Origin of the sequence: Zobellia uliginosa (assembly GCF_018860745.1) — a bacterium.
In the GTDB taxonomy this organism is placed as follows: domain Bacteria; phylum Bacteroidota; class Bacteroidia; order Flavobacteriales; family Flavobacteriaceae; genus Zobellia; species Zobellia uliginosa_B.
The window spans coordinates 692,368-705,649 of record NZ_JAHKPY010000003.1; the positions used below are offsets into that span (position 1 = coordinate 692,368).

At 38.7% G+C, this 13,282-nt stretch carries 8 protein-coding genes; 5 read left to right on the top strand and 3 right to left on the bottom strand.

What is annotated here, in order from left to right; translation table 11 throughout:
• The first annotated feature begins 11 nt into the window (after positions 1 to 11).
• Both KO521_RS06730 and KO521_RS06735 read left to right on the top strand, forming a co-directional pair.
• The gene (locus KO521_RS06730; RefSeq protein ID WP_215939133.1) at positions 12 to 461 is read left to right on the top strand and encodes a cytochrome c oxidase assembly factor Coa1 family protein; all 450 of its coding nucleotides are present in this window, start codon (positions 12 to 14) and stop codon (positions 459 to 461) included.
• Between the two features lie 11 nt (positions 462 to 472).
• Entirely contained in the window at positions 473 to 1,942 is a 1,470-nt protein-coding gene (locus tag KO521_RS06735) for a magnesium chelatase (protein WP_215939134.1), read from the top strand.
• A 69-nt stretch (positions 1,943 to 2,011) separates the two neighbouring features.
• On the opposite strand, the gene KO521_RS06740 is transcribed toward KO521_RS06735, so the two are convergent.
• Positions 2,012 to 3,358, bottom strand: coding sequence for a Kelch repeat-containing protein (locus tag KO521_RS06740; protein WP_215939135.1), 1,347 nt, complete (start codon positions 3,356 to 3,358; stop codon positions 2,012 to 2,014).
• Between the two features lie 311 nt (positions 3,359 to 3,669).
• Between KO521_RS06740 and KO521_RS06745 the strand changes: the two genes are divergently transcribed.
• Positions 3,670 to 5,988 (top strand): chondroitinase-B domain-containing protein, encoded by a 2,319-nt coding sequence (locus KO521_RS06745; protein ID WP_215939136.1) that lies wholly within the window; start codon positions 3,670 to 3,672, stop codon positions 5,986 to 5,988.
• 59 nt (positions 5,989 to 6,047) lie between these two features.
• Complete coding sequence (locus KO521_RS06750; protein ID WP_215939137.1) at positions 6,048 to 8,390, top strand: polysaccharide lyase 6 family protein; 2,343 nt, start codon at positions 6,048 to 6,050, stop codon at positions 8,388 to 8,390.
• A 96-nt stretch (positions 8,391 to 8,486) separates the two neighbouring features.
• Here KO521_RS06750 and KO521_RS06755 read toward each other — a convergent pair whose 3' ends face one another.
• Positions 8,487 to 9,980 carry a sensor histidine kinase gene (locus KO521_RS06755; protein WP_215939138.1) on the bottom strand — a complete coding sequence of 498 codons (1,494 nt, stop codon included), beginning with the start codon at positions 9,978 to 9,980 and terminating at the stop codon, positions 8,487 to 8,489.
• Positions 9,977 to 10,675, bottom strand: a complete 699-nt coding sequence (locus tag KO521_RS06760) for a response regulator transcription factor (protein WP_215939139.1) — start codon at positions 10,673 to 10,675, stop codon at positions 9,977 to 9,979. The genes KO521_RS06755 and KO521_RS06760 overlap by 4 nt, the downstream gene beginning before the upstream one ends.
• 1,510 nt (positions 10,676 to 12,185) lie before the next feature.
• Here KO521_RS06760 and KO521_RS06765 point away from each other — a divergent pair.
• Positions 12,186 to 13,277, top strand: coding sequence for a T9SS type A sorting domain-containing protein (locus tag KO521_RS06765; RefSeq protein ID WP_215939140.1), 1,092 nt, complete (start codon positions 12,186 to 12,188; stop codon positions 13,275 to 13,277).
• Positions 13,278 to 13,282: the final 5 nt, after the last annotated feature.

Below are 13,282 nucleotides of genomic sequence, written 5' to 3' on the forward strand. Positions count from 1 at the left end.
GGCTAAACGGAATGACAACATATAAAAAACCTTGGTTTAAAAGAAAACGCACTTGGTTTTCGTTGTTTTTCTTGATTTGTATGAGCTTATTTATTTCGACCTTACCAAAGGATTTACCTAAAAATGTAGTGTATTTGGCAAGGGCATATTCTGAGCCTGAAGTCACAGAAGGAGCCTTAGCGATCACTAGAAAGAATTCGAAGATAATTGAACTGTTGGGCAATGTGAAACTTATTGGAACCTTTGATTTGTTAGAAGGTTCAGTAGGATATTCAAAACAAGGAGATACAATAGCTATAACTGTAAAGTTAAAAGGCGATAAAAAGGAAAAAAAGATTGGTGCTAATATGGATGTATTAGCAGAAAAAGTAAATGGAAGATGGCAATATTTAAATATTAAAGTACGAATTAAAAGACCGGAAGATTTAAAACAAACCATTCCTATTTTTGATAAACAATAGTATAGAAACATATGATTTTGAAACATAAAGAGATTACCACATTAAAGGAGTTAAAAGCTGCAGGTTACCAGGGCAAGTCGATAAAAGATGAGTTGCGAGACAATCTCATTCAAAAAATAAAAAAAGGGGAAGAAACTTTCCCGGGAGTATGGGGTTATGAAGATTCCGTTATTCCAGAGTTGGAGCGCGCTATTTTATCTCGGCATAATATTAATTTACTAGGATTGCGTGGTCAGGCCAAAACTCGTTTAGCTCACTTAATGGTAGATTTATTAGACGAATACATTCCGGTAGTGGAGGGTTCTGAAATTAATGATGACCCTATGAAACCAATGTCTAGATACGCCATGGAACTTATAAAAGAAAAAGGAGATGATACACCAATTTCTTGGTTACATAAAGATGAGCGTTTTGCAGAAAAATTAGCAACACCGGATGTTACCGTGGCCGATTTGATTGGTGATGTAGATCCAATAAAAGCGGCCAACCTTAAATTGTCTTATGCAGATGATAGGGTAATTCATTTTGGAATGATTCCGCGTGCTAACCGTTGTATTTTTGTAATCAATGAACTTCCGGATTTACAAGCTCGGATTCAAGTTTCGCTATTTAATATTTTGGAGGAAGGCGATATTCAGATTCGTGGTTTTAAATTGCGTTTACCATTGGATATTCAATTTGTATTCACTGCAAACCCTGAAGATTATACCAACAGGGGAAGTATTGTAACACCGTTAAAAGATAGAATTGGGTCTCAAATATTAACCCATTATCCAGAGGATATTGAAACGGCAAGAAAAATCACGGAACAAGAAGCGCATCTTGATGCACGCCAAACGGATGCAGTTTACGTGCCGGATTTGGCAAAAGACTTGTTGGAACAAATCATTTTTGAAGCACGTGACAGTGAGTATGTAGATGCTAAGAGTGGGGTAAGTGCAAGAACAAGTATTACTGCCTTTGAAAATTTATTGAGTACTGCCGAAAGAAGGGCATTATTGACTGACGCTGATAGTACATTGGTACGGTTGAGCGATTTCATGGGGGTGGTTCCCGCGATTACCGGTAAAATAGAGCTGGTTTACGAAGGAGAGCAAGAAGGTGCTGATGGTGTTGCCGCAATATTGATTGATGATGCCGTAAAAAGTCTGTTTCCTCAATACTTTCCTGCTATAAACAAATTGGAAAGAAAAGATGCTCCATCTCCTTATGATGACTTATTAAGTTGGTTCTTTCAAGGGGAAGGTTTTGAACTTCTAGATGAGTTTACCGATGAGGAATATAAACGGACTTTAGATAGTATTCCTGAGCTGAGTCAACTGGTAAAAGAACATCAACCAGATTTTCCAAAAGAAGATATATACTTTTTAAAGGAATTGGTTTTATGGGGATTGGTATCGCATAAAAAACTAAGCAAAAACAGATTTGCAGAAGGATATCAATTCAAAGACCTCTATGGTAGCTATATAGACGGTTTGTAAAAAAAATGGCATAAAAAGCAAAAAGCCCTTTCGTTAGAAAGGGCTTTTTTAATATTTGTAGAACTCTAATTATTCAATGACCCATACATCATTGTAGTGACTTCTAAGATTATCATCTTGGTCAATATTCAATCCACCGGAAATAAGTATTTTATTTTCAAATAACACAGAAGCGTGTCCTAATCTTCCAGTATAGGAATCGTTACCGTTCAATTTATTCCATTGGGTTCCATTCTCTGAATACCACACGTCTGCAAACGAAACAACATCTTGTTCCATTGTTTCTTGGTTCGTTAAAGCTTGCCAGCCACCAATGACCCACATTTTGTTATCATAAACCAATGAAGTTTGATTGGCACGAATTTCGAATACGGATTCAGTAGCTACTTCCGTCCAGTTAATACCATCTGTTGATGTATAAATATCATTATAGAATAAAGGTGAAAAATCTTGAATTGTAGTTCCTCCCATTAAATACATTTTACCATCAAATACAACAGTAGTGTGGTCTGTACGTGGTGAAAATTGGGTGCTTGAGGCAGCTTCTGTCCAAGTTATCCCATCTTCGGAATACCAAACGTCATTCATTTGCTCAGATCCTTTAGTACCACCAATTACCCAAAGCTTGCCATCATAAACTACAGTAGAATGCCCTTCTCTAGAACCAAATGGACCGGATAAATCGTTCCGTACCCAATCTATTCCATTGGTAGAGGACCAGATGTCACTAAAACCACCGCCAATAATCCAAAACTTGTTTTTGAAAACAATAGCGGTATGATTACTTTTACCACCAAATCCAAACGGATCCTCTGCTACTAGTTCCCATACTTTTCCATCTGTGGAAGACCAAACATCCTTATAACTTGAGTTGTCGTCCTGACCGCCGATCAACCATAGTTTTCCATCAAATTCGGTAATACTATGATTTCTTCGATCACTAAATTCTGCATTGGTGACCAAAGCTGATTCCGATAGGGTAAGTCCTTTGGTGGTAAAGCTAAAGACATCTGTACTTTCGGTTTCACCACCTTTACCATCCATAGCGATCACTTTCCAGTAGTATACTTTGTTTCGGTTCAAACCTTCGGTTATAGTATATTCTGTTGTTGTTAAGTTTTCTGCTATCGTTGTTTCAGGAGATTCGTTGGTGTCTAAAAGTAATTTATAGGTAATGTCATCCCCATCTTGATCCGTTGTAGCGCTCCACATCAAAAGCGGATTCATTTCAATATCTGATGCACCATTGTTTACAGCGGTTAGGTTGAATGTATCTGGTGCATTGTTATCAGGGTTCTGTTCTTCTTCTGGTTGCTCTGTATCCGTTTCAGGTACATCTACATCTAAATCATCACTAGAACATGCGCCAAAAATCAAAAGGGAAGTACTGATAAATAGTAGGTTTTTAAACTTCATGATAGGGATTTTAAGTTAGAAGTATATAACTAGTGATATTTAAAAAAATTTGAAGATTTAGACCAAGTGTAACTTCTGCCAGACGAACATCAGATTCAAATAATAACAGGGTTGCCCGGGTGTTTATTAAATAATGGAAAGATGTCCTTTATAGCTAATTCATATAACTTGTAATGTCTAAATAGTTTGTTTAAAAGAATAAATGAGTTATATTTGGTAAACCAGTTTGGTAAACCAATTAAAATCAGTAAACCAAACTTGCAACGGGTTCTAGAATTGAATAGAATAAACGCTCTCAACAAACTTCAAGAATGAAAACTAGTCTATTAATCATAAGTACCGCTATTTTATTTTTATCCTTTACCAAATCACCTCAAAAGGAAGGTGTTTTTGTAAAGAACAGTACCGAGCTGAATGCGGCAATAGAAACAGCAAGTCCTGGAGATGAAATTATCATGGCCAATGGGAATTGGAACGACATACAAATTAAGTTTGTAGGTTATGGCAATGAGAAACAACCTATTACTTTAAGAGCGGAAACAGCCGGTAAAGTGCATATTGGTGGGCAATCAGATTTAAAACTGGGGGGTGAGTATTTGGTGGTTAGCGGTCTTTATTTTACTAATGGCGCATCTCCTTCTAATGCCGTTATTAATTTTGCTATCAACAAGGATACGGTTGCTAATCATTCCCGTGTAACCAATACCGTAATTCTAGACTATAATAAAGCCCAAAGAAACCAAACGGACCTTTGGGTACTTTTTAATGGAAGATATAACGAGTTGGACCATTGTTACATTGCAGGCAAATCTAACAGAGGGCCAACAGTTAGAATTGATTTGGCAGGTAACCAAAGCATAAAGAACCATCATAAAATTCATGATAACTATTTTGGACCAAGACCTCCAAAAGGCGGACCCAGTGCAGAAACTATTCAACTTGGTAATAGTTATACCTCAATGGCGCCAAGTTATACGGTGGTGTCAAATAATTTCTTTGATAGATGTAATGGGGAAGTAGAGATTATTTCTAGCAAAACCAATTTTAATGAGTTTAGGAACAATGTCTTTTATAAGAGTGAAGGTTCTTTGGTAACCAGGCATGGTAATTACTGTATTGTAGACGGTAATTATTTTATAGGCGACACTAATTCGGAGCAAATAGGAGGAATACGGTTGATAGGTACCGGACATTGGGTCACTAATAATTATTTCTATGACCTAAAGGGAAAAACTTTTAGAAGTCCGCTTGCTGTAATGAATGGAATACCAAAATCGCCGCTTAACAGATATTTGCAAGTGACGGATGTTGTGGTGGCCAATAACTCATGGGTTAACTGTGACTCTCCTTGGCAGTTTGGAGTAGGGACAAATGTGGATCAAAAGAATATTCTTCCGCTTTCTGAAATCAGGTCGGCTAGACCTATTCGTACGATTGTAGCGAATAATTTAATTTATAACGATAAAGGTGATGCCCAACCCATTATTGCTCACGACTCCATAGATGGAATTGATTTTGAGAGTAATATAATTAATAATCAAGGTGTTTCTTTTACTGAGGTTTCAGGTTTGGAATCCAAGGATTTTAATGTATTGGAATTGGAGAAAAACATTTTTGTACCTGCAAGCGATATTTCAGGTGTGAAGCCATATAATGGATTTGAATTTGACCAGATTAAAACGGATATTTTTGGAAACTCCAGGGAGGATAAAAATTCTGTTGGAGCCGTCGTTAAAGCACCAGCCGAAAAACCAAATCTTATGGATAGGTCACAATACGGTCCAGATTGGTATACTTCTGAAACGGCAAATAGTGTTGTTAACAAGACTTATTCTGTAGGTTCTGTCTCTCAATTGACAAAAGCTATTGAAAAAGCTAAAAGTGGAGATACCATAGTTTTAACTTCAAGTCGGTATAAACTGAAAAACTTATTAAAGATTGATAAGAAACTCACTATTCACTCCGCAGATGCAAATAAAAAAGCAATCATTCAATATAATGGTCCGGTAAAAACTCCAGCATTTGAAATGAATCCAAAAGGACAGCTTACCTTAAAAAGTGTTATTCTAAAAGGAACCAATGGGCAATATGCCTTTGCAAGTTTAAAGAATAACATGTCCAGCCTGTATAATTTAACGGTTATGGATTCTGAAATATCTGATTTTGATTATGTGCTAAAAGCCTATAAATATTCGTTCTCGGAATACATTGTATTTAAAGGTACCGTGATTGCTAATTGTGCAAACGGAATAGAATTGTCTGAGGAAACGGATGATCGTGGTGAGTACAATGCCGAGAATATTTTAATTGATGCTTGTCAATTTAAAGAAGTAAGCAAAAATGTTATTGATTACTACAGGGGCGGCTATGACGAATCTACGGTAGGTGGAAACCTAAAAGTAATAAACAGTAGCTTCACTACATGTGGAGCACAGGAGGAAGATGGTATTTTATTAAATACTTACGGTATTATTAATGTGGAACTTTCAGGGAACAAATTTCTAGATAATGAAGTGAAATTTGTAGCTCGTCTATGGGGGGCAAAAAATAATACACATGCTAATAATGAAATAGAAAACTCAGGTGAAATGGCTGTTGAGGAAAACCTTCCGCTAAAGTTAATGTACTAATATAAGCCTGATTAAAGTTGTGAGACTATTTCTCACTTTCAGTTAACCAACTATTACAAATGAGACACTTACGTAAATTTTTATCGTTGATTATGATTACTGCTACTTGTTCTTTTGCTGAGGCCCAGCAAACAGCAACAGTAAAAAACGTAGCGGAATTTGAAAAAGCACTTCAAAATGTACAACCTGGCGAAAGTATTGTTCTTGCTAATGGCGTATGGACGGATGCAGAGCTTTTATTTGAAGCTAATGGTACTGCTGAAAAACCGATTACGCTGACGGTTGAAGAAAAAGGAAAAGTAACCTTAGAAGGAGCTTCAAATTTAAGAATCGCCGGGAATCATCTAATTGTTAGAGGTCTCGTTTTTAAAAATGGATACACCCCAACTAATGCCGTGATTTCTTTTAGGAAAAGTAGGGAAGAAATGGCAAATAATTCTAGATTAACAGAATGTGTTATCGATAATTTTAATAATCCAGAACGTCAAGTACAGGATTATTGGGTTACTATTTATGGCAAAAATAACAGAATAGACCATAACCATATTGTGGGTAAAAAGAATTTGGGAGTTACTATGATTGTAGGTCTGGATACTAAAGATAGTAGAGAGAACAATCATAAAATAGACCACAACTATTTTGGACCCCGCCCTACCTATGGAAACAATGGAGGTGAGACGTTAAGAATAGGAACCAGTCACCATGCATTGGAAAATTCCAATACTTTGGTAGAATCTAACTATTTTGATAGAACCAATGGCGAGCACGAAATAATATCAAATAAATCTTGTCAGAATATTTTTAAATACAATACTTTTTTTGAATGTACAGGAACATTAACCATGCGTCACGGAAATGAAACCTTGGTAGATGGAAACGTATTTATTGGTAACGGAAAACCTAGTACAGGTGGTGTTCGTGTAATTAACGAAACACAAACGGTGATCAATAATTACCATATTGGTTTAACGGGGTATCGTTTTAGAGGTGCATTTGTAATGATGAACGGAGTACCCAATTCGCCGCCAAACCGTTATGTACCCGTAATCGACTCTAAAGTGAACAACAATACTTTCGTGAATTGTGATAATATCCTTTTTGGAGCAGGAAGTGACGAAGAAAGAAGTCAAGCGCCACGAACATCGGAATTTTCAGAGAATATTGTTTATAATGATGTTAAGAAGGACATCTTTACCATTGATGATGATATTAGCGGGATTATCTTTAAGAATAATATTTTAGGAAAAAACTCTGAAACCAGTATTGAAAAAGGCTTTAAGAATGCAGATATTAAATTGATAAAAAATGAACAAGGGTTTTTAATTCCTACATCCAAAAAAATCAAAACTAAGGTTACGATTAGTCCAAAAATTGCAACCAAAGAGAATACAGGTACAACATGGTATTCCAAAGCGGACAACAGTTTAGCATTAAATTCAGGTAAAACGATAAAAGTAAAAGCTGGAATCAATACTTTGTTTGATATCGTAAAAAAATCGGAAGCGGGAGATATTATTGAGTTGGAAGAAGGAGGTAGTTATTTGTTGACAAAAGCAGTAAAAATTAAACACCCACTAACGTTTAAAACTAACGGAGTTAAAAAGGCGACTATTCTATTCGAAAGAATGATGGCTTTTGAAATTCAAAATGGAGGTAGTCTGTCTTTGGAAAGCATCACTTTTGATGGTGCTAAATCTCCTGATTACGCAGGTAATTCGGTTATCAGTACCAGTAAAAACTCTATGAATGACAACTACAAATTGTTTATTGATAACTGTGAGTTTAAAGATTTGGTCGTAAACCATTCTTTTGATGTACTGCGGGTTTCCAAAGGCACATTTGCAGATACCATCAGCATTCAAAATTCAACCTTCAAAAAAATTACGGGGAGCATCGCTGCATTAGATAAGGAAACGGATGATATTGGCGCTTATAACGTGGAGTATTTTATTATGAAAAACAACACTATAAGCGATTTACAGGGAGCTGCTTTACGTTTGTATAGAGGAGGTAAGGATGAAAGTACTTTTGGGCCTTTCTTGGAAGTTGATCACAACGTGTTCGATAATGTAGGTTTCGGAAAGAAAAACAAATACAAATCGGCTATCTCTTTATATGGCGTACAGGAAACAGATATTAAGAATAATATTTTTAAGGATAGTAAAGCCATAGAAATGCATTTGGTAGTAGGTGAGCCAATAGTTAAGGTTCGTAATAATGCGCTAAGCAATTCGGATGAAATGGTTGTGACAGGAGATCAGAAGTATTTTGTAGAAAACCAATGGGATTTGGCCCCTGAATTCACGGATGGTTCTTATTCTTTAAGTGCGGATTCTCCGCTAAAAGGAAAAGCTACGGACGGCAGGGATTTAGGAGTAACTACAGGGAGTAAGGTGAATTGAGAAAACAAACTCAACTATTGTTTATTTCCACAGTTTATAAAATTGATAAAGCTGAGCACTCCTTCGTTGTCTTACGAATAGTGCTCAGTTTTTGTTTTAAACTTGATAAGCTGGGAGGTTGAAAATAAAAGAGCTTCCTTCTTTAGGTTTACTCAACACGGTAATGGTAGTGTCATGTAAGTCCATTATCTTTTTCACTATGGCCAAACCAAGGCCGTAACCTTGCTTTTTAGCGCTCTTGTCTACTTGTTTGTAACGATCAAAAATAAAAGGCTGTTCATTTACAGGGATTCCGGTACCAGTATCAGTAATGTTAATTTCAACGTTTTTTCCTTTTTTCTGAAGCGATAGTGTAACCTTTCCATTCGCTTGGGTATACTTCAGTGCATTTTCTATCAGATTCTGCAAAGCTCTTTCCACAAGACTAACATCTGCAAAGACCATACAGTTTTCTTCAGGATTGTCTAATTGAAGATCAATTTGTTTTTGTTCAGCCAGTACTCTAAACTTTGCAATCAAATCATGCGATAGTTCGGTGATAGAGAAAGGTTCTTTTACTGGAGTTACTTGTTCGGCTTCCAGTTTAGAATATTCAAAAAGCTGATTGATTAGGTTTGACAATTTATCTACGTTATCGTGTGTAATTTGCAGATACTCTTGCTTTTGACCTTCAGATAGTGAATCGTTTTTAATCTGTAAAGTTTCAATATAACCTTTTAAAATAGCCAAGGGAGTCCTAAGGTCATGAGAGACATTGGCAATCAATTCCCTTCGTAACAAATCAATAGATTGCATTTTGTCCATGTTACCAACAATACTGTCTGCCATTTCATTAAACGAGTTGGCAAACACTTCAATGTCCGAATTTTCAGGATTTATAATTCGCGCCTGTAAATCTCCGTCGTGGAACTTACGGACGGTTTTTGTTATCAAACGTAAATTTTTGGTCAAGAACCAAATGGCAATAAGACCGATTATCAATGAGAAAAGCATGGTCAGTAAAGTGGCACCAATTCCTAATTTGGTAAAATATTGACTCAATAGGTTATCACTTACTTCTTGGAACTTTTCACCGGCAAGAACAATGTAAACAAACCCGTTTCGGCCATCCACAGAATAAGGTGCTGCAGAGAATATCTTTTGCTCTCCAATATTTCTTGGGTCATCACCCAGAACAAAACGCTCCCCTTTATTTTTAATAAAGAATTCTATGGGAGATAAGGAGACACTTTTAATTGAGCTTTTATCGCCATGGTCCAGTACTACGGAATACAAAACTTCTCCCGTTTCATTTAGTAAGTAAACCTCAATACTTTGGTTAACTGCCATCATATCGTGCATTAAATCTCCAAAAAGAGGTTTATTTACACTACCGTCAGCAAGAAATGGTGAAGCATCTTTAAATTTTTCAGCGATTACGTGATTAGCAACATCGGCATTAAGACGTTGGGTGGTCTCTTGGCTATACTTATTGGCAAAATAACCGGTAATAAATATGAATGAAGCCCCCATTAATAAGACAAGAAGTACAAATGCCAACCAGAGTTTTTTGACCAGCTTAGGCGTTAATGTTTTTTCTTTCTGACTCATAGTGATATGTCTTCGTTAAACTTATAGCCCACGCCCCAAGTAGTTAGAATAAAAGTAGGGTTGGCCATGTCAGATTCTATTTTAGCTCGTAGACGATTAATGTGAGAATTCACGGTATGTTCATAGCCTTCAAAATTGTATCCCCAAATCATGTTCAGTAATTCTGTTCGTGAGTAGTTTCTCCCTGGATTTGAAGCCATTAAAACCAGAAGTTCAAATTCCTTGGGAGATAGTTCAACTTTAGTATCGTTCAAAAGCACTTTTCGTTTATCAATATCTATAAACAGGCCTTCACAAGTTATGGTTGCAGTATTGTCAGCTTTGGATTGCTGGTTGTCCGTACGCCGCATTACAGCTTTGACGCGGGCTAACAACTCTCTAATGCTAAACGGTTTTGTGATATAATCGTCAGCACCTATTTCTAGCCCAAGCACTCTATCTATTTCTTCCGATTTTGCCGTTAGCATAATTACGGGTGTGTCCTTTTCCGTCCTTAATTTTTTACAAATTTCAACCCCATCCATACTTGGCAGGGTCAAATCCAATAGAATAAGGTCATAATCGTTATTCAAAGCCATCAGCAACCCTTCGGCACCATCCATGGCTTTGGCAGTCTTATAAATAAGATCGGTAAGATGAATCTCTAACAGTTTGATGATTTCTGGATCATCTTCTATAATCAATATTTCTTTCATAATTCTAAGTACGAATGACGTTAAAAAGTATCACATAGTTATCACAGTGTTTCTAAATTAGATAAACGGTAGGTAATGGTCTATTATATCCTTTGAAACCCGAAAATTATTGATAACCTGATGCTTAAGTCGTAAAAGTTCACAAAAGTATCACGGAATTAAAAGAAAACTTTAGCTTTTTGTGACTTTTCCATTCAATATATCAACTAGTTTGGGTACAACTTAAAAACAGATTATTATGGAAAGAAAATTACTTTTTAATTTGAATACGAACCACAGGCCACGCGCATTGTCGTGGTCTGCACTTTTGCTGACTTTTGTGATGTTTTTAATGTCACCTGAAATTTCCGCAAAAGATATAGAGGGCGCCTCTGTTGGCGGAGAAATTATCGGAGGTCCTTTTGAATTTTGTGTAGGGGATGATTATCCAGACCATGTTTCTGATGTAGAAGTCATGGGTAATAGTGGGGAAAACTCACAATGGGTAGTGACTGATGAGACCGGTAAAATACTGGGATTACCACCAAATCCCGAAGCAGTAAATTTTGATGGTGCTGGCGCAGGAACCTGCTTGATATGGCATCTAAGTTATTCTGAAGGCTTGAAAGGTTTAGAAGGAGGCCAAAACGTTTCTGGGCTAGAAGGCGAATACGACTTTTCAAACTCTATTACTGTATATAGAAATCAGCCTGACGGTGGCACAATGACGGGAGGGCCTTTTGAGTTCTACGTGGACGGCAGCCCCGATATGGTCAGCGGGATAGCTGTAACAGGTGAACGTTCTGGGAAGAACAGTACGTTCGTGATAACGGACGAGGAGGGGAAGATATTGGGCATTCCACCATCCATGGCGGCCGTTGAGGGTGTAGATTTTGACGGAGCGGGAGCGGGCACTTGCCTTATCTGGCACCTGCGTTACGAGGACGGACTTGAAGGTGCCGAGATGGGCCTTAATGCAAACGACCTTGTGGGATGTTACGACCTTTCCAATCCGATAGAGGTGGTACGAAAAGAGAGAACGATGGTCAATGCCGGGGAACTTTCCGGAGGTCCGTTCTATTTCTGTGTGGACGGCACCGAGGATATGGTTTCCGGGATAACACTTAGCGGAGAAGCCATGGGAACGAACAGTTCTTTCGTAATCACGGATGATACTGGAAAAATACTGGGACTGCCGCCAACAATGGATGCCGTTGAAGGCGTCAACTTCGATGGGGCAGGAGCAGGTACCTGTCTGATTTGGTACCTGAGATATGAAGAGGGACTTGAAGGAGCTGAGATGGGAATGAACGCGAATGACCTTCAAGGTACTTTCGACCTCTCCAACCCCATAACGGTAGTGCGCACCAAAACCGATGCCGGCACGTTAACGGGCGGACCTTTCGAGTTCTACGTGGACGGTACCCCAGATATGGTCAGCGGGATAACCGTTACGGGCGAGCGTTCGGGCAAGAACAGTACGTTCGTGATCACGGACGAGGAAGGGAAGATATTGGGCATTCCACCATCCATGGCGGCCGTTGAGGGCGTAGATTTTGACGGAGCGGGAGCGGGCACTTGCCTTATCTGGCACCTGCGTTACGAGGACGGACTTGAAGGTGCCGAGATGGGCCTTAACGCGAACGACCTTGTGGGATGTTACGATCTTTCCAATCCGATAGAGGTGGTGCGAAAAGAGAGAACGATGGTCAATGCCGGGGAACTTTCCGGAGGTCCGTTCTATTTCTGTGTGGACGGCACCGAGGATATGGTTTCCGGGATAACACTTAGCGGAGAAGCCATGGGAACGAACAGTTCTTTCGTAATCACGGATGATACTGGAAAAATACTGGGACTACCGCCAACAATGGATGCCGTTGAAGGCGTCAACTTCGATGGGGCAGGAGCAGGTACCTGTCTGATTTGGTACCTGAGATATGAAGACGGACTTGAAGGAGCTGAGATGGGAATGAACGCGAACGACCTTCAGGGTACTTTCGACCTTTCCAACCCCATAACGGTAGTGCGCACCAAAACCGATGCCGGCACGTTAACGGGAGGGCCTTTTGAGTTCTACGTGGACGGCAGCCCCGATATGGTCAGCGGGATAACCGTTACGGGCGAGCGTTCGGGCAAGAACAGTACGTTCGTGATCACGGACGAGGAGGGGAAGATATTGGGCATTCCACCATCCATGGCGGCCGTAGAAGGCGTAGATTTTGACGGAGCGGGAGCGGGCACTTGCCTTATCTGGCATTTACGTTACGAGGACGGACTTGAAGGTGCCGAGATGGGCCTTAACGCGAACGACCTTATGGGATGTTACGACCTTTCCAATCCGATAGAGGTGGTGCGTAAGGATGTTCCAGTTACTGAAGTAACTGCGAAAGCGTATCCTATACCGGCATTGGATGTGTTGAATGTTTCTTTGCCCGAGTTCACTGCAAGAAATGTTGATGTCTACTTATTTGATGCTGCGGGTAATCCAGTACAAAATTTGGTTAGTCAAGTAAGAGACCAAAAAATTGCTCTCAATGTGCAATCGGTACCAGGAGGTATATATTTTCTGCGAGTTAGCCAGCCAAATGGTAAAATGATTACTAGAAAAATTATAATCAAGTAATCCCA

Coding starts and splice junctions, on each gene's coding strand:
- KO521_RS06730 (WP_215939133.1), top strand. CDS start 12: ATGACAACATATAAAAAACCTTGGTTTAAAAGAAAACGCACTTGGTTT.
- KO521_RS06745 (WP_215939136.1), top strand. CDS start 3,670: ATGAAAACTAGTCTATTAATCATAAGTACCGCTATTTTATTTTTATCC.
- KO521_RS06735 (WP_215939134.1), top strand. CDS start 473: ATGATTTTGAAACATAAAGAGATTACCACATTAAAGGAGTTAAAAGCT.
- KO521_RS06750 (WP_215939137.1), top strand. CDS start 6,048: ATGAGACACTTACGTAAATTTTTATCGTTGATTATGATTACTGCTACT.
- KO521_RS06755 (WP_215939138.1), bottom strand. CDS start 9,980: ATGAGTCAGAAAGAAAAAACATTAACGCCTAAGCTGGTCAAAAAACTC.
- KO521_RS06740 (WP_215939135.1), bottom strand. CDS start 3,358: ATGAAGTTTAAAAACCTACTATTTATCAGTACTTCCCTTTTGATTTTT.
- KO521_RS06760 (WP_215939139.1), bottom strand. CDS start 10,675: ATGAAAGAAATATTGATTATAGAAGATGATCCAGAAATCATCAAACTG.
- KO521_RS06765 (WP_215939140.1), top strand. CDS start 12,186: ATGGCGGCCGTTGAGGGCGTAGATTTTGACGGAGCGGGAGCGGGCACT.